Source organism: Liquorilactobacillus cacaonum DSM 21116 (assembly GCF_001436735.1).
Classification (GTDB): domain Bacteria; phylum Bacillota; class Bacilli; order Lactobacillales; family Lactobacillaceae; genus Liquorilactobacillus; species Liquorilactobacillus cacaonum.
Genome location: NZ_AYZE01000017.1, coordinates 46,903 through 68,681, shown reverse-complemented (window position 1 = coordinate 68,681; position 21,779 = coordinate 46,903). Strand labels below are relative to the sequence as shown.

Here is a 21,779-nt window from a genome sequence, read left to right as displayed (position 1 = left end):
GAATAAATGAAGCAAGGCACTACTATTTTGACATTAGACAACGGATATCATCTCTGGACACATACAGAAGGTCACGGCAATATTAAATTGCTCTGCCTTCATGGCGGCCCCGGTGGCAATCATGAATACTATGATAACTTTGCTGATAAGCTAGTAAATATTGGTGTTCAAGTTACAATGTATGATCAACTAGGGTCTTGGTACTCAGACCAACCAGACTTCACTATTCAAGAAAATGTTGATAAATTTTTGAATATGGATTATTTCATAGATGAGGTTGAAGAGGTTCGACAAAAACTTGGGCTCGAAAACTTTTATTTGATTGGACAATCTTGGGGAGGTATTTTAACTCAAGAATATGCTCTTAAATATCCAGAGCATTTAAAAGGAATTATTATCTCAAGTATGACTGACAATATTGAAGAATATGTCGATAATATCAATAAAATTCGTGAAAAAGAGTTTTCGAGTTCTGAGCTTGAATTCATGAAAAATTGTGAAGCAAATAATGATTATGAAAATCATCGTTATCAGGATTTAATTGATAAACTAAACCGCGGCTACGTTGACCGTCTGCAGCCACCTGCTATTTCTCACCTTACCAATACTATGGCAACACCCGTGTATAACTATTTCCAAGGTGATAATGAATTTGTTGTCACAGGTAAGATGAAAGGCTGGGATCGCCGGGCAGATATTCATAAAATACAAGTTCCCACACTAATTACTTATGGGGAACATGAAACAATGCCTCTTGCCACAGCCAAAAGAATGGCTGAAACAATTCCAAATGCTCGACTCGAAACAACACCAAATGGCGGACACCATCATATGATTGATAATGCTCCTGTTTACTTTGCCCACTTGAGTAAATTCTTGAACGATGTTGAAAATCAAACATTCTAAATAGTTTAAGTCTAAGTAATGTTTCTTGCTATTAGTTGATAAAAATTATTGCAAAGCCGGTTTAATTAATGTTAATTTAAAAACCCTATAAGTATTAGCAAATATTGCTAAAATTTATAGGGTTTTTTGTTACTTTTTATCCAAACTATACGTCATAACTTAAATTCAATATTATATTAATCTGCAACTTTTTTATTAGTTCTCTAGTTTATATTGATTATGGGCAACTTCTCAGAATTCTAGAATGTTAATATTCACTTTGATATACTGAATCTAGAATAACTAATGTCAAGGAGAATATTTTCTTGGAAAAAAATGGAATTATTAGAGAGTTTGGAAATTACACACTTAAAAATATCTTAGCTTCCCTAGGGCTCTCACTATATGTAATTATTGATACGTTGTTCATTGCACTTGCTGCTGGTGCAATTGGACTTGCTGCCTTAAATATTGTCTTACCTATTTTTAACCTTTTTAATTCCGTTGGTTTGATGTTTGGAATTGGTGGAGCAACAATTTATTCAATGAACAAAGAAACTAAACCCAATGAGACACTCTATGGTCAATTGCTTATTCTTGGAATTCTTGTGGGAATTTTCTTCATAATTGTTGCAAACACCTTTACCTATCAACTTCTATATATCATGGGGGCTAATTCGCAAACAATTAACGTTGCTGCTTCGTATCTTAAAATTATTTCTTTTGCAGCTCCCTTATTCATCGCAAACTACATTTCTGTAAATTTTATTAGAAACGATGGAAATCCCAAATTAACGATGTTTGCTACACTTTCAGAAACTGGCTTTGTTGTAATAATTGATTACATTTTTGTTTTTGGTTTTGGTTGGGGGATGAACGGTGCTGCATTTGCAACACTTTTTGCACCATTAATCAGCCTCCTTATTCTTACAAATCATCGTTTTTTCCCAAAAAGAGAGTTGACGTTAAAACTAAAATTTCCTAATATAAGTTTAGTTAAATCAGTAACCAGGCTTGGTTTCCCTTCATTATTGACTGAGATGAGTACGGGTATAAGTATATTCGTTTTCAATATTGTTTTATTAAAAATAGGTGGTAACTACGAAGTTGCCGCTTATGGTGTTATTACCAATATCTCCATTATTGTTTTAGCTTTTTTCAATGGCGTTTCTTTTGGCATGCAACCCCTTGTTGCTCGTGAATACGGAAAAAACAATTGGATTAATGTCAAAAAATTGATTCACTCTAGTTTATCTACATGTATAATCATAGCGTTAGTATGTTACTGTTTTCTTGTTGCCTTCAAGTATCCGGTAATTAATATTTTTAATAATGCACATAGCCATTTATTAGTAATATATGCTAGTTATGGTATTCCATTCTATTTTTTAAGTACTTTTTTTTCAGGAATCAATATAAATACCATGCTCTTTTTTGTGTCAATTAATCAACCAAAACTTTCCTTTTTCATTTCTATTTTACGCGGCTATCTAATCTTACTTCCTTCAATCGTAATTTTAGGATACTCATTTGGAGTAACTGGGGTTTGGTTAAGCGTTCCTTTCACAGAATTTATCGTCTCCTTATGTGGAATAATTTTTTTACAGAATACATTACCCAAAAGAATTAAATGATATACTATTTTTATTAAGGAGTGTTACCTAATGAATATTAAAGGAATTGATTCTCTTACTTTAGAAGTTGCCGATATAGCACGAGCTAAACGCTTTTACCACGAAGTTTTCGATTTACCTATTATTTCTGAAAACACACAACAAGTTACTCTTAGATGTGGCCATCAACAATTGAAGTTAACCTTGTCCAAATCCACAAATAAAGAAAAATCAATCAATTTCTCCATTGCTACTAGTACACCATTACCAGATGTCCTAAATCATTTAGCAAATTATTATATCCCTATTATTGATACAATTAGCAATACAGATTCTACTAGCAAAAAAAATATTATTATTGTTCAAGACTACGATACAAATACTATTGAAATTGTAGCTTTGTAGACACTAAAACTATCAATATTTAAAAACTGCTTTGCTCGCAATTTCCAAAACAATAAAAATTAAGGACTAGATCATATAAATTTGACCCAGTCCTTTTTTGTATGCTTATATCCGAAATAATGCTATCTACTATTTTTCTAAATTAATTCTTAGACTAGCTATCCCAATAACAACTGCTCCTAAAATCAATGCTCCCAATTCGCCCAATGCAACTGTCAAGTATGTTTCCCAAAATGGCGCATGGCTAATTAAGTATAGTTCAAGCGCAACACTCCACATTGAAAGTGTACATACAATTACACTAATTGTTAATTTTGTAATTTTTGTTTTTGCATACTTACTTAACCAATAGCTAATAGTTGTCATAATCAATGTACCTAATGAACCAAAAACAACATCAACCATTCCTAGGCTAGACCAAAGATTAGCTATTACACAGCCAATCGTTAAGGCCCAAATATAACGTTTATTGAACACTGCAAGATTATTCAAAGTTTCTGAAACTCTGAATTGGATAGGGCCATATGACAACCCGGGAACAGCCAATGTCAAAACAACATACATTGCAGCCACTAATCCAACTTTAATAATCCCCACTGTCTTTTCGTGTGAACTTTGCATCTAAGTAGTACCTCTTTCTAGTTTTTTATTTGGTGGGATTTTTGCGAACCACCATTGACACTGCTTATGATTGTACCAAAAATTTAGACAAATAAAAAGAGTTCAAGGCAAAATACTCACCCCAAACTCCTTACTAATTATAAATATTTTTATCTACGCACTCGATTCACAATAAATGTGATAATAATTGCTAATAAAACAATTCCCGCAAATAATGGTGCAGGTATCTCAATATCTATCATTGGAATCGAAATAAATAGTTTTATTGCAATTAAACCAATTAAAGCATATGCCATTACTTCAAGTTCTGGAATAATTTCCATCAACTTGATAATTATTTCTGCAATTCCGCGCATGCATAAGATTCCAATCATCCCACCTATTAAAACAATTACAGGATTCGTAGAAATTGCTAGCGAAGCCAATACAGAATCAATTGAAAACACAATATCCATTAATTCAATAGAAATTACAACTGACCAAAATAAAGGTAATAATTTCAATTTTTTTGATTTTTTTGTCTTACTTACTGGATGATACATATGATAGAAATGCGAACCTGCTAAATAAAATAAATACCCAGCACCTATTATCTTAATTTCCCAAAAATTAATTAAATAAGTTCCAATACCAATGATTAGAAACCGAAAAACATATGCACCCCACAACCCAAAGAACAAAGATTTTTCTTGTTCTTCTTTTGTCGGTAAAACCTTTGTCTGTGCAGCCAAAACAATGGCATTATCCACAGACAGAAGACATTCTATTAATGCAAGTGATAAAATAACAAGCCAATCACTTCCAGATTCAATTACCAACTTCCAATTTTCAACATCAAAAAATGGCCCATACAACTTAGAAACAATTTCCAACCACAAATCCCCCTATAATTTACAATTCTATCAATTGAATTAATCTTAACACATTACAGTATTCAATTAAACTTCTTGGTTAGGCCTTCCAGTTCTCTACTTTTTTTCTCCAAGTCTAAATGAAATTTCCTTGTATTCGCGACTATTCAATTCACTTTGCCTTTGCCCCATTTTAATTTCTTTCCCTACAAAATAACCCTTTAAGAGATTGTAGCTTTCAGCACGTTCTTTTCCTGAAAGGTGTTTTCCATCAAAAATTAAGTTGTTATTCGCTGCAAAAATTTTTTCAATATCAATCTGCTGATTAATTCTACCTACAATAAAGTCCATTGATACATCAAAAAAAATTGCTAATTTCATAACCTCATAATAAGACGGAGTATTGATTCCACGCTCCCAACTCCCTATTTGTGGTCCAGAATTAGGATGTACATTTAGCTGGTCATCTAATTCTAATTTGTTTAATTCATTTGCCAACTGTGATAGTGTATACCCACTACCCTTACGTAAAGCTTTTAATTGTTCAGGAAACATTTTTATCTCTCCTTTGCTATTTTAATTTACTTAGAAAATCATAAGTACTAAAATAATTAAAAATCCATAATTTAATGGAAGATTGGTGATATAAATGTCGATATCAAAAATAAAAATACCACTCGTTAATGAAACCTTTGTGTCTGTAACAGCCTATACCTTACCTCTTATCACCTCACAAGATAAAAATTTCCCAGGAATTATACTCTGTGCCGGTGGGAGTTTTATGCATCTTTCAGAACGTGAAAATACTTTTGCTGCTCTTGCGTTTCAGTCACGAGGGTTTAATGTTTATGCATTAAACTATTCACTGCTTTCCACAGGGACACTCCCTCTTTATCCTAAACCATTACACGAACTTGCAATGACAATTTCCTTTATTCGAAAAAACTCCAAAAAATTTAACCAGGATCCAAATAAAATTACGATAATGGGATTTTCAGCAGGTGGCCATATTGTTTCAGCGTTATCAGGTACTTGGTCAACTGTAAAATTAACTAGTGAACTTCAATTAAAAAAAGATGATATTCAACCAAATGCACAAATTCTTGCATATCCACTAACAGACTTAACGACTTTTTTCCGAGATGATGCTAACAAAATTGATGCTATAACTGATATACCAGAACTCATAAATACTCAAAAACTCATCAACTCCAAAGTACCGCCAACGTTTATCTGGAATTCATATACAGACAAAAATGTTCCATTAAATAACACACTGGGTTACATCAATCAACTGGCTAAAAATAAAATTCCCTTTGAATCTCACATTTTTTCTTCTGGCATCCATGGAACTGTACTAGCTAATTCACTTACAGCTCGTCTTGAAAAAGGAGCCGCCGACATCGATAACCATGTTGCAAAATGGGTTGACCTTTCAGTAGAATGGCTACTACAACAATTTAGTAGTTCAGAAAATCTCAACTAGTTCATCAATACTCAAGAAATACAGATACTTATGTGTTATTTTTTGTTCGAGCTCACTTTGCAATGCAGTCGCATAAAGTTTAATTTGTCCCTTATATCGGTTAACCAATTCATTTGTTTTTCTTGTGTCACCTTTAATTATAAAATCCGTTTTATAGTCTAGTAAAATCACTCCCTCTTTTGTTTGTAAATATACATCAACAATTCCATGGATAAGCACATCAGCCGAAATTTGGGTCCTAACGTCCGGAAATAATTCTTTTACTGGCATTAACATTGAAAACGGTACTTCTCTTTTTACTTGCTTAGGTTCTTGTAGAAATACCTGCCCTATATAACTGGTAAAGAATTTTTCTATTCGTTTTATTTCTATTTTTTCTGCAACTTTTTGGGAAATTAAACCTTTTTTAACTGAATCATCTATTGTTAACTTAATATTATCCATTGTAATCGGTATTTCTAAATTAATCTTTTGTAAAATTAGATGCGTCGCAGTCCCCACTTGTGTAGCTGTGACTTCAGTCTCATTACTATAAAAAGCTGGCAATTTTAATTCTTTATTTACCAATTTATTTGCATTTCGCTTAACTACATTCTTACCCCATTTCTCCAAAAACGGCAGTTCAGACTCTACAGGATCTGTGAATACTCTTTTAGCTTCTGAAACAGATTGATATGCTGTCGTCATCGTTAAATCTAGCTCCGGATATTCAAAATCAATTATTTTTTTAATTTCATTTTGAACCACCTTATTTTTTTCGTTGCCATTCAATTCGAATTCTTCATTCATATCACTAGTATTGAGTTCAGTTAAATTAAATTTTGAATTATCATAGAACTCAATTTTTAAGCTCACATCTGCTTCCAAGATCTCCTTGGGTGCCTTAGTTTCCATACCAAGTATTTTTCTACCATAATCGGTCCTTGAAATACACATTCCTATCCAATCCATAAAATTCTTTGTCTGTTGTCTAATTGTTGGGCTCAAAACAAAACCCTCATTTTGAATATCCTTTCCCCAACTTTCAATTGTCTTATTTCTATCTTCGTACGTTCCAACAATATATAATAACTGCTCTGTCCGAGTTAAAGCTACATATAGCAATCTCATTTGTTCTGCAGCCATCTTTTTTTGAGCCACATCTTTAATCAGTATCTTGGGAAGTGTTTCCTCTTTGACTCGTTCATCATTAAGATATGTTATTCCGATTCCGTCATGCACATCCAACAAATAATCTTCTTTTAAACTCTGTTCATTAAATTTGTGACTTGCATTCATTAAAAATACGACTGGAAACTCTAATCCTTTACTTCCATGGATTGTCATAACCTGAACCGCATTTTCAGATTTCTGAACTACTGCTTCTGCTAAATCTTGGTTTTGCTTTTGCATTCGATCGATAAACCTAACAAATTGAAAAAGGCCCTTAAAACTTGTTTTTTCATATGCGCTTGCTCGCTCATACAAAGCATGTAAATTTGCTTGTCTCTGAGATCCTCCTGGCATACCACCAACATAATCTAAAAAACCTGTATCTTCATATATTCGCCAAATTAATGTAGCTAACTCATTTTTTCGCGCAATATCTCTTAAATTAGCAAGTAATTGCATAAAGGCATCCACTTTTGTATAGATTTCTTTAGCAAAATTATTATTTGAAGTATCATCAAAATTCTGCAAGAAGAACTTTAACGCACCATAATAATCTCCTGTACGCTTTGTAATTCTTAAATAAGCCAATGCATTTTCTTTTAGTCCCACTATTGGTGAACGTAAGACACTGACCAATGGAATATCTTGTAATGGGTTATCAATAATTTTCAAAAAAGCAAGCATTATCTGAATTTCTGTTGTTTGAAAATAGTTTTGTGCATCGTTTAAAAAAATAGGTACTCCCGCTTTTTGAAATTCATCCATTATTAGTAAATTATTATTCCTTGTTGGTACTAATAACACGATGTCGCTATAGTTCATTTCTCTTATTTCTGCAGATGCACGATCATAAATCATTTTTTTTTGCGAAATTAATTGTTTAATTTTAAAAATCGTTGTTAAGATTTGACCTTGTGCTGCATCATCTGGAATAAAATCTTCCTTCATTGCTTCTGTATCAGTATTTTCAGAAATTTTTTGACTTTCTTTAGACTCATATATTAATATTTCAACGGTTGGATCAAGTTCTGGATAATACTCAGCACCAAATTTTAATTGTGCATCTTCATCATAATCTAGCTCGCCTACTCTGTGATCCATTAATTGTCTAAAAATCAAGTTGGTAAATGCTGTAATATTTTTCACTGAACGAAAATTTTCAGCTAAAATAACCCTCTTTCCCTCGCCAACCATCTTTTCTTCATTTTGCCCATATTTTTGATACTTTTCTATAAACATTGATGGATCAGCCAAACGAAATCCATAAATTGATTGTTTAACATCCCCAACCATAAATGTATTTCCCGGGGAATCTTTTGCTAAAAGGCTAATCAATGTTTCTTGTAGTTGATTGGTATCTTGATATTCATCAATCATTATCTCACTGAAATAATTTTTCAATTTTTGCCTAACTTGTTGTGCTTCTACTGTTTCGCTAGCCAAAATAGCAAGAGCAAAGTGCTCTAAATCATTGAAATCTAAAACATGTCGCTGTTTTTTTGCTTCTGCAAATGCACTGGCAAAGTTTCTAACTACTTCTGCTAACTTCAAAACAAGCTGTTTACTATTTTTCATTAGCCGATACTGTTCTTTTTCATCAAATAAAAAGAAATCTTCCGTTAACTTTGCAAACCTTTTTTTTACATCGTCCCTTAATCCTAGAATTTCATCTTTAGCACTTTTTTGCAATTCATCCAATTTAGTCATTCTTGGGGCCTTTTCCAGAGAAAAATTGATCAATTTCAAACGTAATGAATTCCAAGTATCAATTTCCAAATCATTTTTTAAGCAATCAATATTTGCTATATCCTGCCTTAAAATTGGTTCCCATTTATCAAAACTTTGTATCATCCCGACCTCTAGGGCTCTTTGTAAGTCCCTTTTAGCTTGTTGCAAGTTTTCTGCTATTATTGGCTTAATTTTTTCAGAATACATTTTGCTCTCAACTAAATTATCTGTATCAAGCTCATAACTTTGCCCCATTCTATCAAGCCATCCATTGAAATCTGCATTTGAACTTGCAAAATCAAAGATCCTAAAAACTAATTTTGCAATTCCATCATCACTACGATCATCAGAAAAGTTTTGCGTTAATTTTTCAAAAGTTTCATCTGATTTTCCATAATATTCTTCACGTAAATCACTCCAAACATCTTCACGCAGCAAAACTCGTTCTGTTTCATCAGTCAATAATCTAAAAACCGGATCCAAATTGATAACATAATAATATTTTTCAATTAATCGTAAACAAAAGGCATGTAAAGTGCTAATATTAGCCACACTTAGCAGATTCAATTGTTTAATATACCATTGCTGCTCTAAACCTTTGGCATTGCTTATTTCTATCTGTAATGCCTTTTGTATTCTTTCTTTCATCTCTTTTGCAGCTGCCTCAGTGAAGGTCACTATTAACATAGTATCAATCCCAACACCTTGCTTTACATGTGCAATTACACGTTCTACCAATACCCGTGTTTTCCCTGATCCAGCAGAGGCCGCAACTAGAATATTTTGCCCACTACTCGTAATTGCATCCTTTTGAGAAGATGTAAATTCAAACCTTGCCATTTAAATTACCTACTTTCTCTTCTATTAACTTGAGTACCTCTTCCGGCTTAATTTTTGATAATTGCTTGTAATTATTTTCTGGTAGCATTGCATCAAACTGAAAAATTGATCTATATGGTGAAAATTGTAATGCATTTCGTTTATTCGGCCATTGAACAGGATTCAAAGACAATTCGCCATTCAATATCTTACTTGCCGCTTCCTTTATCAAATTTTCATTGTACTGTAGCAATAATGTTAGTTCATCAAAAGTCACTAGTTGATGTCTTCCGCTTGATTTGAAACCACCTGTCTTATTTTTCCTATATGGATAAATGCTTGAATATCCACTACTTTCCTCAGCTAGTTTCTTGTCCATTGCTTGCAGTAGATTTTCATCAGAAATAATCAATCCATCATATTTATTAGCTTTTAGCCAAAGCTCTTCTTTTGACTGCTTTAAAATGTCTTTTGACTTTAATTTAGGATTATAAAGATGCATATACAATGCCCCGGCTGGTTTTGCAACTGTTTCTGCCGAAAATTTGTCAATATTGAGTAACAAAGCATCTAAATATGTCAACATCTGCAAAGCAAGACCATAATATGCATCTCGAAAATCAAAAACATGATTACTAGATTTATAATCAACAATTCCTAGATAGTTTTCATTATTCACAATAATTCGATCTATCCTGTCAATTTTTCCACGAACATTAACTTTTCGCCCATTACCAAGGTTAAATTCAAGTGATTTAATTCCATTTTCTGTACCGACATGACCAAACAAAACTTCAGTTTCTACTGTTTTCGCTGTACTCCTTCTTTGTTGCTTTTGTATTGCTCTAGCAACTTGAAAAACAGTCTCATCCAGTTGTCTAGCAAGATACTTCATTCTTTCAGTGCTTTTTAATATTTGAAACTGTGGTAATTCTCTAATCTGGGTTGTAATTAATTTTATTTTTTGAGTAAGTTGCTCAATTGAAACTTCTGCTAAAAGTAAATTTTCTGCTTTTATCATCTTCATTAATGAATCCATTGCTAAATGGAAAAACTCTCCCGTATTCGCAGCAGACAATTCAAAAATATTTCTTTCTTGAAGCTTAAGCCCATATTTAAGAAAATAAGCATATTCATTTGCATAAAATTCCTCTAATTTTGAAATTGAAGTATTAATTGTCTTGCCATATAACAAATCTGCAACATCGGAATTCAATTTTTCAGGAACATTCTGATACCTTAAACTTGATAACACTCTTTCTATGAAAGACTTTTGTTTTTGATTTCCCTCTAATACGTTTTGAATTTCCCACCAAATTTGTGGAATATCCATTTTACTTTCTCTAGCTTGCCTTAAAATATTAACTAACTTTCCGACCATCATCTTTGGAGTACTCAAATAATGACGCAACACAAATTCAGCATTATCATCAACTTGTGGCTCCTTGGCTTCAAGCAACACTTTAATATTATAATGACTTGCAATTCTCGCAACATATGGGGAAATTCTTAAACTTTCTTTCGTATCATCTGCTAGTGGGTATGAGATATAGAGTTTTTCTGAAGCACTCATAAAACTCAAATAAGCCAGATAAGGTTCTGCTTCAATCTGCGACATTATATCATCTTCCAAGTACTGTTCTGAATTCAAGATTGGTTCTAAATATATTCGATCCTCATCAGAAATAATACTGTTATTACTAATTTTATCCGGCATTACTGTGTCTGTAGCACCAATCAAAAACGTAATTTTACGATCATTCATTTGTACCATTCCACTTTCAGACACAATTACTTGATCAAGTGTAGATGGTACTTGGCTATATTGCGCCCCTTCAAATCCTTCCTGTAAAATCTCTATAAATTGTTCTCGGTCAAATTCGTGTTCTCCCAATAATTCAACATATTCATCTAATAATTGACAAAAAGTATTCCATGTTTCTTCTGGTTTAGAAGCTGCTTCTATATCACCTTTTTCAAGTGATATATCCCGCCAAGCTAACAATTGTTTTGTTACACCTGTCTCAATTAGAAACTCACAAAGTATCCTTGCAGCGTCAATTCCTTTTTTTGCCTTTTTTAATCGCTCAAAAAATGGTGGTAATGTTTCTTTAATTAGATTCCGGATTACATTAACTTTTTTTGAAATTTCAATTTCTTTATCAGTCTGTGTTCCTGTATCTTCTTCAAAAAAACGATAATAAACCCAATCATCCTTACGTAACCAACTACTACCCTCAAAACCAAATTTCAAGACCAAGTTTTCAGTTAAGTCTAGATAATCTCGATATTTACCCACCTCTAAAAAGTTCCCATCTATTTTAGGTAACAATAATTCAGTTTTTAAAAGGCGCATCACGTCGTCATAGCGATAATATTTTTTTTCTATCGCAAACAAAGAAATTATAAATTCAACAAACGGATGATCTGTCATCTTTTTTTGCAAATCAATAAAAAATGGCAATTGATATTGTTTAAAAACAGGAGCAATTATATTGCGATACAAATCTAAATGTCGTGTCAATATTATAAAATCTGAATAAAGATACCCTTTTTCTAATACACTTTGCTTGATTCTTGTTGCAACCTCTTCAACTTCTAGATAACGATTACTTGCCGCAAAAATTTTTAATCCTTCGTTTTCCTTCTTAAAATCAACTGTTTCAAAATTTTGCTGGGATGTCGTCCAATATTTTTCTAAGTCTAAAAGAATTGCTGACTTAATTCTATTATCAGAAATAAGGATATCCTGACTTTTAATATTTTGTTGTTTAGTGTAATCAATAAGGTGTTTATATAGTTTCTTGGCACGAAAATAAAGATCATTTTTGTCTTTCTCATTAACTTTTCTTTTTTCATCAAGCACCAAATCAATAAAAACCTTATGTGACTTTTTGATTAGGATCTCAATTAGGTTCTTCTCACTAGCTGTAAATTGTGAAAAACCCGTGACAAAAAAACAACTATTTGTTAACTCTAATTCAGCTATTTTTTTTGTTAATTCTCGTAGTAGTTGATTACTATCTATGTATATTCCAAGTAATTTCTTTTCAAACTCTCTATATATCACTTGTAAATCTTTTAATTTTCCATATAAATCATTTTGAGTGTCTGTTTGTTCTGCAAAGAAAGCAAGATCTTCACTACTAATTTGGCCTTTTCTAAATTCATCTAATTGTGAAACGACGCCACTTACAAACCCCGGCTGTACTTGTTCTCCCTTAAAAACAGTAAGTTCGTCAGCTTTTTCTTCTAAAATATTCAAAACAAGCATATTTAAACCAGCATTAGACAGCCTTGTTTTTTGATAGACCTCACTGTCTTTTAGAAAAAACCATGCCAATCTTGAAAAAGACAAAACTTGAAGTGAATTTTGTGCAAAGATATGTTTGTCTTCACCATAAAAGCTCCTTAGTTTTTGCAAAATAGAAATTTCTGAGGCAAACTTGATATGATTAGGGACCAATACATAGATTTTTTCTTCCTTTTTTTCTTTCTTTACTCTAATAATTTGTTTAACTAATTCAGTCTGATGATCTTTTGCTGCGTTCCCTAAAATAAAATTCAAGCTCATTTTCTTCCCCCTTAATCTAGTCACAAACATTTTATCACAAAACGGATATGATAATTGCCTAGTAACCGTTGAATATTACTTTAGCAAAAACAAGGTTTCCAATTCGAACACTTATTCAATTTTGTTAACCCATAAATGATAATAAACAAAAAGCCGCATCAAAATTTTATTTTTGACCCAGCGGCTATTCACATTTTAAAGATACTATAAAATTATATTAATTCTCATAATATATCACTTTTCGCTCATTAACTTTTTGAATTTCACGTGCATTTTTATGCTGAAATCTTTTCTTTATTCCCTCAAGTTGTTCAGAACTCACTGTAATTGCCTTTTGAATTACCCACCACTCCACATTTTTGACCAAAGGTGGGGTCGTTAATGAACCCAAGTAATGGTAAACACCAGAATCAAGATTCCCGATTAATCCATCTAAGCTTAGTTTTGCTGAAAATGGATCTTTTTCACTTTCAACAGCTGGAAAATCTCGGAAAAAGTCTCCCAACTCCCGATTAAAATCTCCAAGCTCCACAAACAATGCCACAACAGTAATTTGACCAATGATATTTTGATGAACAAAGTGTAATTCCATCGGATACACTTGCCCATCAATCTGGTGCTCCGCAGGAAAGTGAAAATGTAGCTGCTGAAAGTCGAATTTTCGCCCTTCAATAATCGCTACCCCTCTGCCATCGTACTGCAAATTATTTCCTTTATTTAAAATATTGATAAATTTATATTCCTCGTCAAATATTAATAAATCCTTATTCCATTTCTCTTTAATTGTATCAGTCGTAATAATATTTATCGGTGATTGCCAATTGGGAACAATCTTAGACCACCTTTCTTGTTGCTCATAGTTTAACATATAGGTACTTCTCCTCTCTTTAACCTTAAACCAGTATTACTGGTTTTCCACTATAGTTCAATTTATATGCCTATTAGTTAAATTATTATTGTTCATCAAAAGAAATCCCAATTATTGGAATATATCCATAGAAGAAACTAAAAAGCCAGGTCAGAATATACCTGACCCAGCCTTCTATAAATAATTTTTTAATTTAAGTTTATACGGTATGCTTTTTATTGAATAATGCATCAACAGACTTATTATTAAAAATCAAATCAATTGCCTTTGCGAACGTTTTTGAGACAGATAACACCTTAAGTTTATCAAAATTTTTTTCTTCAGGAACTGCAATTGTATCTGTTACCACTACTTCTTTATAATAAGAATTCTTAAGCTCATCAACTGCTAATCCAGACAAAATTGGATGCGTTGCACATGCATATATTTCTGTTGCACCAGCATTTTTTAAAGCAACTGATGCATCAGATAATTTTTTACCAGTATCAACCAAGTCATCAAAGACTATACATCGTCTCCCATTCACTTCTCCAATAACTGTCATATCTGCAGCTTTTGCCTCATCATCTCTTTTATCAACAATCGCAATCGGTGCTTTCAATAAAGTTGCTAAATTACGAGCCGCCTTCACTCCATTGTGATCCGGTGCAACTATTACGACATCACTAGTAATTCCCTTACTTTTAAAATACTCAGCTTGCACAAAAATCGCAAGCAAATGATCCACTGGAATGTTAAAGAACCCTTGTAATTGCCCAGCATGCAAATCCATTGTAATAACACGATCTGCTCCAGCCAACTGAATAAAATTAGCAATTAACTTTGCTGTAATTGGTTCTCTTGGTCGTGCCTTCCGATCTGCTCTTGCATAACCATAGTAAGGTAAAACAACATTAATTGTTCCAGCACTTGAGCGTCTAAGAGCATCCACCATAATCATCAATTCCATAAAATTCTCATTAACGGGATCTGATACTGATTGGATAACAAAAACATCGTCACCACGAACACTCTCATTAATATTTATCTGAATTTCACCATCGCTAAAATGCTTGACGGATGCTTCACACAATTGTGTTCCTAACTCAGCTGCTATTTTTTCAGCCAAATCCTGATTAGAATTCAATGCAAATAACTTTAAAGTGGCTTGTTCTTTCTTATCGCCCATGGTTGCCTCCAATTTTCTTCTTTTGATTTAATTATAATAAAAAAACCATAATAATACTATATTTTTATTGTAATTATTATTCTCTAATCTGCCCATTTCCTCTAACAACATACTTAGTAGTCGTTAAAGCCTCAAGTCCCATTGGCCCTCGAGCATGCAGTTTTTGTGTTGAAATTCCTATTTCAGCACCAAAACCATATTCAAAGCCATCAGTAAATCTAGTAGATGCATTGACATATACTGCTGCTGCATCAATCCGATTTAGAAATTGCTGACTTTTAGCATAATCGTTAGTAATAATCGTCTCAGAATGCTTTGTTCCATGTTGATTTATGTGCCTAATAGCCTCATCCATCGTTGATACTACTTTGACAGCAATAATGTAATCGTTATATTCTGTGTCCCAATCCTCAGCAGTAGCCGCTATTACATCATTCCCCATGATTTCTTGTGCCTTTTTATCAGCTCTAACTTCAACATTATAATTCTTTAATTCCTTCACAATTTCAGGCAGATATTCCTTTGCAACACTTTCATGAATTAATAATTTTTCAGTAGCATTGCATACAGCTGGTCTCTGACATTTAGCATTAATAATAATTTTTTTGGCCATTTGAAGATTTGCACTTTGATCAACATAAATATGACAATTTCCAGCACCAGTTTCTATAACAGGAACTTTAGCATTTTGAACAACTGTTTTTATTAATGTAGCCCCTCCACGTGGAATCAAAACATCTAAATAATCCGTAAGTTGCATAAAAGCATTTGCTACTTCATGTGAAGTATCCGTCAAAATTTGAATTGCAGATTCATCATACCCTTCTTGACTCAATGTTTTTTGCAAAAGTTCAACAAGTTTCAAATTGGTATTAAATGCTTCTTTCCCACCTCTTAAAATTACGGCATTCCCTGACTTAAAACACAATGCTGCAGCATCAACAGTTACATTCGGCCGTGCCTCATAAATGATTCCTACTACACCCAATGGTACCCGCTTTTGGATAATTTGTAAGCCAGCATGATTAACCCAACCATTAGTAACATTCCCCAATGGATCTGGCAATTTTGCCACTTGTTCCAACCCTTGAGCAACTTTTTCAATTCGGTCTTCATCCAGTGTAAGGCGATCAAGAAAGCTTGCAGAAACTCCTTTTGCGCTTATTAGGTCTTTTTGGTTCACTTCAAGAATCTGCTTTACATTTTTTCGTAATGTTTTGGCCATCTCAAACAAAATCTTATTTTTCTCTTTTGTTGGTACAAGACTTAATTTATCTGCTGCACTTTTTGCCTTAATTCCAATACTATTTAAATCAATTGTCATAAAGTTGCTCCTTTCCTAGTGCTTATTCACAAACAATGTTCCTACTTGTTTACCATTCAAAATTTCAAAAATTACCGATGGATTCTCACCATTCGCAAGTATCATTGCTTTATTTTCGGTTAACATTTTTTGTGCAGCTCTAAGTTTTGTTGTCATTCCACCAGTTCCAAATTTTGTTCCCGTACCGCTAGCCTTCATAAAAGTCTCATCTGTAATTGTATTAACTGTTTGGATTAGCTTCGCATCCTCAAACTTTCTAGGGTTTTTATCATAAAATCCATCGATATCAGACAACATTACCAACAAATCAGCATCAATTAACGTAGTAACAATTGCAGATAATTGGTCATTATCCCCAAATTTTGTATGATGATCCAATTCGTCAACTGCAACTGTATCATTTTCGTTAACAATAGGAATCACATTTAACTTTAATAAATTCTCAAAAGTATTCAAAACATTCTCTCTACTTTTTGGATAGTCCATTACATCATGTGTCAATAATATTTGACCAATCTTCTGACCATAAACAGAAAAACGTTGTTGGTAAACTGTCATCAATTGCGTTTGTCCAATCGCTGCAAGTGCTTGTTGCTCTGGAATAGAGCTTGGACGCTCTTTTATCCCCAATTGTCCTAGTCCAACTCCAATTGCTCCTGATGAAACTAGTACAATTTCCTTACCATCATTCACCAATCCACTCAGACTATAACACAGTTGATCAATTGCTTGTAGATTTAATTTACCATTTGAATGTGTCAAGGTACTCGTTCCAATTTTGACAACAATCCGTTGTGCTTCAATATGGCGCATTACAAATTCACCACTCTCTTATTTAATAAACTAGTCTGTCTTATTATTCCTTTAAAAGCTTATCAGAAACAGCTTCCTCATGCGGTCTAACCTCTAACCAGTCAATATAATTTCTATTAAATTCTGTTATCTTTAAATCCAACTGATCGATCGTTATAATATCATTTCTTTTAACCTTATAGTTTTCCAATAAGTATCCAGCGATAGTGACACTTTCAGATTCATCAAACTTTTTATTTCTTACTCTAAAAAAGCGTTCAAAATCATAAAGGGTTGTTTTCCCTGAAATTCGATAACTGCCGTCTGTGTTTTTTATAATATATTCACTAGAAACATTATCTATCTCATCTTTAACGACACCAAATAATTCTTCATAAATATCTTTATCAGTAACTATTCCACTTGTACCACCGTACTCATCTAAGACAACAACAATTGGTGTTTGCTTTTGAATCATCTGCTGTAATAAGCCTTGGATTGGTGTTACTTCTGGAACTGTTATAATTGTGCGCAATAATTTGCTTACTAAAATAGTATCGTCAACTTGCGCCTGTCTAATTAAATCATACACATAGACATATCCCAATATCCTATCTTTATCATTATTAGCTACAACCGGGAATCGACTAAAGCCTTCACGCAAATAATTATTTAATACATTCTTCACCGAATCTGTAATATCGACTACCTCTATACTCGTTCGGTCAACCATAATATCTTTAGCAATTTTGTCATTAAAGTCAAAAGCACGTTGCATATATAATAAATCATTCTTATCTAACTTACCGCCTGTAACAGCATTTCTGGACAGTCTTAAAATTTCTGCTTGTGTTAATACATCATTACTCTCATTGGCAGGAGTTAATCCAAACATTCTTATAATTCCCGCAGCTGAAACATTCAGTAACCAAACAAATGGATAAAACAGAATATGAAAATAATGTAGTGGGGTTACAACAAGCATCATCATTCGCATAGGCATTTCAATACTTAAATTTTTGGGAACAATTTCTGTTATAACAACCTCCAAGTATGTCAATAACAATACACCTAAAAATGCTCCAACCGCATGCATTGCTGTTGTCCCAAGAGGAGTCAGCTTTAATACGTCAACAATCATATCCTCAATCGTTGCTTCACCAACCCAACCTAAAATAATTCCGGCCAATGTTACACCAACTTGAGTAGTTGACAAATACTCATTCAGATTCTGGACCATTTTTAATGCTTTTGTTAACTTACGTCTATTTCCTTTTCCAGCCTCAATAGCACTTTCAAGTGCACTTTTTCTTGTTTGAACAAGTGCAAATTCCGCACCAACAAAAAAAGCTGCAAAATAAAAAACAATAACTATTATTAATACATTGGAAGCCAGCTGACCGCCTGTCAAAATTCCATTCCCCATTTCATTCTTTCTTCTACAAGTTAATCATATCATTTTTTTCACTATGATTGAGTTTTATAATCTTATTTTCTGGATTCTTTGTAAAAAATGAACCCTCAATATACAAAATAAGAGTCTGAATCAAATGTAATAACTCTGACCTAGACCCCGATTTACTTTGTACAATTATTCAAATCTTATACTGAAAAATGTTTCAAATCAACTTTACTATTCAATAATCTGTACCAACAATTATCCTATATCAATGTTGTCTTTTATTTGTCCTATCCAATTTTTAAAAAAGAGGTTTTGTGTCATTTCCCATGAAAAAATTGGGTTCTCCATATTTAGATAGTCTCCATAATAATTTTTAGGCTTTGCTAAAAGGTCTTTTTTTTCTGGGTAAGCAGCTAATTCGCGTTGATATTCCTTTGTCAATGCATCTTTTCCATATTCAAGATGTGCGAATAAAAAACTCTGGGGAGCAACTTTCGACTCCACCAAAAATAAATGACCCGATTTTGTAACTGCTTTAATTTCCAAATTAACATTTTTGCTAATCTGTTCATGATTCAATTCAGCATAACGCGCATGGGGGGCCTTAAAATTAACGGGCAGCCCTTTTAATAATGTTGATTTCTCACAAACTTCTTGTTCAAATATTCCAAATAGCTTATCAGTTAACATTTGTTTCTCAATTCCATAATAATAATTAGCTGCAGCCATTGCTCCCCAACAAACATATAATTGCGGTATCTTTAATTTTTTCAAAAAATCAAATAATTCCTGCAATTCTTCCCAATATGTAATATCTAGGAATTCTAGTTTTTCTAAAGGGGCTCCGGTAATTATGAAGCCATCCATCTTTTCTATCTCTGCTAATTCCAACGGTTGAGCAATCTCTTGCACTTCTTCAGGCACTCTACGATTTTTATAATGCATTTTGGGGTAAAAATATGTAGCTTTAATTGAAAAATTATTTTGAGATAATACATAATCAAATCTTTTTTTCGTATCAACTTTATCATGCATTATGTTTAAAATTCCAATGTTTAAAGACGTGGTTTCCAATTTCTTTCTCCTAACTATTACAAATCTCTACTGCTGAATAATTTCTAACTATTAATTTTATTATTTTACCGCTCAATAATAAAAACTTCTAGTATAATTAAAAATTAAATAAGATAATAAAAGTAACTAATCAAAAGGAGGCTCTCAAATGTCATTGCCTAAAAGAGAAACTGTTTTACAAGAACTAACATGGGATACTTCTACACTATTTAAGTCCGAAGAAGAATTCAACAAAAATGTAGAACAACTTCAACAATTATCATATTCTTTTGCTTTAAAATTCACTGGGAAGTTAACAGACCCTAAAATTATAGGTGTTGCTTTAAATGAGCTATCAGATTTATCAAAAAAAAGAGAGTGGCTTGAACATTATGCCTTTTTAAATCAATCAGTTGATATGTCTTCTGCAAATGCGAATACTCGGTTACACAAATTCGAAAATATTAGTGCACATTTATCTGCTGAACTATCTTTCTTTGATTCTGAGATATTAGATCTTTCAGAAGATGACCTTACACAACTTGCAATTAGTTTACCCGATTACAGTGCTGTTTTCCGCCATTATCTAAATAACAAAAAACAAAGACTTGCTCCAAATATTGAAAAAACACTTGCAGTCCTTGCTCCAACATTTTATTCTCCCGAAAACATTTATACTCAAATGCGCAGTTCAGACATGCAGTTTGAAAGTTTTAGTATCAATGGCAAGGTCTACCCCATGTCCTTTGTGCTTTATGAAAACTTTTATCAATATCATGAGAATTTTGAAATTAGGCATGCCGCTTTTGCAAGTTTCTCTAAAACACTAGATCAATATAAGAATACCCTTGCAGCTATTTACTATACAGAAGTATCAAAGCAAAAAACTTTTGCAACATTGCGTGGTTATGATTCTGTCATAGATTACTTGTTAGCAGAACAAGAAATCCCAAGAAATATTTACGAACAACAAATCGATACAATCATAAATAAATTTGGACCCGTTATGCAAAAGTACGTCAAATTAATAAAAAAGGAACGCAACATAAAGAAACTTTCATTTGCTGACTTACAAATTGATTTAGATCCCGAATTTTCTCCTGAAATTAAACTATCTGATGCTCCTAATTATATTTCTGATGCTATCAAAATTCTTGGAACAGGATATCACGATATGATTATGAGAGCATTCTCTGAACGTTGGGTAGATTTCCCCCAAAACAAAGGTAAGGAAACTGGTGGTTTTGAAACAACCCCTTACGATAATCATCCATTTATCTTAATGTCTTGGTCAGATCAATTTGCTGATTTGTACACTTTGGTTCATGAATTAGGTCATGCAGGTCAAGCATTGCTCACAGCAGCTAATAATCCAATTCTTACATGCAACCCGTCGACTTACATCGTTGAATCTCCATCTACTTTCAATGAACTATTATTGACACATTCATTATTGCAAAAAAACAATGATCCTCGCATGCAACGTTTTGCATACACAAAAATGCTGACTAATACTTATTATCATAACTTCGTAACTCATTTGTTAGAAGCTGCCTACCAAAGAGAGGTCTATCATTTAATAGATCAAGGTGAAAGTTTTGATGGCGATCGTTTAAGTGCTATCAAAAAAGAAGTCCTCCAACAATTCTGGGGAGATGCTGTCACAATTGATGATAACGCCGCTCTAACATGGATGCGTCAGTCTCATTATTACATGGGGCTTTATTCGTACACTTATTCCGCAGGTCTTACAGTTGCAACACAAATGTACTTGACAATTAAAAATGATGCTTCTAAAGTATCTGCTTGGCTTGATTATTTAAAACTAGGTGATCAAAAAGCTCCTTTAGATGCTACTAAAGTTGCAGGCATTGACATGACGTCAACAAAACCATTAGAACAAACTATCAAATTTCTTGATGATACAGTTAACAAAATTATTCATTTAACTGAAAAGCTTAATACTCATTAATTAATTTCTAACACATAACAAAAACTTTATATACGTCTTCAATTTTAGAAATTAAGTCAAACCCCA

The 21,779-nt window shown here is 32.8% G+C and carries 16 protein-coding genes and 1 riboswitch; of the genes, 5 read left to right on the top strand and 11 right to left on the bottom strand.

The genetic code is table 11. The features are described from left to right. The first annotated feature begins 6 nt into the window (after window positions 1–6). From FC80_RS08955 to FC80_RS08945, 3 genes are all read left to right on the top strand, one after another. The gene (locus FC80_RS08955) at window positions 7–906 is read left to right on the top strand and encodes a proline iminopeptidase-family hydrolase (RefSeq protein ID WP_057829800.1); all 900 of its coding nucleotides are present in this window, start codon (window positions 7–9) and stop codon (window positions 904–906) included. 305 nt (window positions 907–1,211) lie between these two features. After that, on the top strand, window positions 1,212–2,519 hold the full coding sequence (locus FC80_RS08950; protein WP_057829799.1) for an MATE family efflux transporter: 1,308 nt from the start codon (window positions 1,212–1,214) through the stop codon (window positions 2,517–2,519). Window positions 2,520–2,549: 30 nt separating this feature from the next. Then, complete coding sequence (locus tag FC80_RS08945; protein WP_057829798.1) at window positions 2,550–2,903, top strand: VOC family protein; 354 nt, start codon at window positions 2,550–2,552, stop codon at window positions 2,901–2,903. A gap of 129 nt (window positions 2,904–3,032) precedes the next feature. Here FC80_RS08945 and FC80_RS08940 read toward each other — a convergent pair whose 3' ends face one another. From FC80_RS08940 to FC80_RS08930, 3 genes are all read right to left on the bottom strand, one after another. Beyond that, the gene (locus FC80_RS08940) at window positions 3,033–3,524 is read right to left on the bottom strand and encodes a QueT transporter family protein (RefSeq protein ID WP_057829797.1); all 492 of its coding nucleotides are present in this window, start codon (window positions 3,522–3,524) and stop codon (window positions 3,033–3,035) included. An 11-nt stretch (window positions 3,525–3,535) separates the two neighbouring features. Then, window positions 3,536–3,582: riboswitch (PreQ1 riboswitch) on the bottom strand. 91 nt (window positions 3,583–3,673) lie between these two features. Further along, window positions 3,674–4,396, bottom strand: a complete 723-nt coding sequence (locus tag FC80_RS08935) for a TerC family protein (RefSeq protein WP_057829796.1) — start codon at window positions 4,394–4,396, stop codon at window positions 3,674–3,676. Window positions 4,397–4,492: 96 nt separating this feature from the next. Further along, on the bottom strand, window positions 4,493–4,930 hold the full coding sequence (locus FC80_RS08930; protein WP_057829795.1) for a helix-turn-helix domain-containing protein: 438 nt from the start codon (window positions 4,928–4,930) through the stop codon (window positions 4,493–4,495). Between the two features lie 94 nt (window positions 4,931–5,024). Between FC80_RS08930 and FC80_RS08925 the strand changes: the two genes are divergently transcribed. Then, window positions 5,025–5,861, top strand: a complete 837-nt coding sequence (locus FC80_RS08925; RefSeq protein WP_057829794.1) for an alpha/beta hydrolase fold domain-containing protein — start codon at window positions 5,025–5,027, stop codon at window positions 5,859–5,861. Here FC80_RS08925 and addA read toward each other — a convergent pair. The 8 genes from addA to FC80_RS08885 all read right to left on the bottom strand — a co-directional run bounded on the left by addA (window position 5,844) and on the right by FC80_RS08885 (window position 19,762). Then, on the bottom strand, window positions 5,844–9,581 hold the full coding sequence (gene addA, locus FC80_RS08920; protein WP_057829793.1) for a helicase-exonuclease AddAB subunit AddA: 3,738 nt from the start codon (window positions 9,579–9,581) through the stop codon (window positions 5,844–5,846). The two genes, FC80_RS08925 and addA, sit on opposite strands and share 18 nt — an antisense overlap. Then, window positions 9,568–13,134 carry a PD-(D/E)XK nuclease family protein gene (locus FC80_RS08915; protein ID WP_057829792.1) on the bottom strand — a complete coding sequence of 1,189 codons (3,567 nt, stop codon included), beginning with the start codon at window positions 13,132–13,134 and terminating at the stop codon, window positions 9,568–9,570. The genes addA and FC80_RS08915 overlap by 14 nt, the downstream gene beginning before the upstream one ends. A 217-nt stretch (window positions 13,135–13,351) precedes the next feature. Then, window positions 13,352–14,002 carry a carbonic anhydrase family protein gene (locus FC80_RS08910; RefSeq protein WP_057829791.1) on the bottom strand — a complete coding sequence of 217 codons (651 nt, stop codon included), beginning with the start codon at window positions 14,000–14,002 and terminating at the stop codon, window positions 13,352–13,354. 199 nt (window positions 14,003–14,201) lie between these two features. Beyond that, window positions 14,202–15,170, bottom strand: a complete 969-nt coding sequence (locus FC80_RS08905; protein WP_057829790.1) for a ribose-phosphate diphosphokinase — start codon at window positions 15,168–15,170, stop codon at window positions 14,202–14,204. A 76-nt stretch (window positions 15,171–15,246) separates the two neighbouring features. Then, window positions 15,247–16,494, bottom strand: a complete 1,248-nt coding sequence (locus tag FC80_RS08900) for a glutamate-5-semialdehyde dehydrogenase (RefSeq protein ID WP_057829789.1) — start codon at window positions 16,492–16,494, stop codon at window positions 15,247–15,249. Window positions 16,495–16,509: 15 nt separating this feature from the next. Beyond that, window positions 16,510–17,307 (bottom strand): glutamate 5-kinase, encoded by a 798-nt coding sequence (gene proB, locus FC80_RS08895; protein ID WP_057829788.1) that lies wholly within the window; start codon window positions 17,305–17,307, stop codon window positions 16,510–16,512. A gap of 43 nt (window positions 17,308–17,350) precedes the next feature. Next, window positions 17,351–18,697, bottom strand: coding sequence for a hemolysin family protein (locus FC80_RS08890; RefSeq protein ID WP_057829865.1), 1,347 nt, complete (start codon window positions 18,695–18,697; stop codon window positions 17,351–17,353). 246 nt (window positions 18,698–18,943) lie between these two features. After that, window positions 18,944–19,762: a homoserine O-acetyltransferase/O-succinyltransferase family protein gene (locus tag FC80_RS08885; protein ID WP_083486968.1), complete on the bottom strand. Its 819-nt coding sequence runs from the start codon at window positions 19,760–19,762 to the stop codon at window positions 18,944–18,946. A 148-nt stretch (window positions 19,763–19,910) separates the two neighbouring features. On the opposite strand from FC80_RS08885, the gene pepF reads away from it, so the two are divergent. Beyond that, window positions 19,911–21,713 (top strand): oligoendopeptidase F, encoded by a 1,803-nt coding sequence (gene pepF / locus FC80_RS08880; RefSeq protein ID WP_057829787.1) that lies wholly within the window; start codon window positions 19,911–19,913, stop codon window positions 21,711–21,713. Window positions 21,714–21,779: the final 66 nt, after the last annotated feature.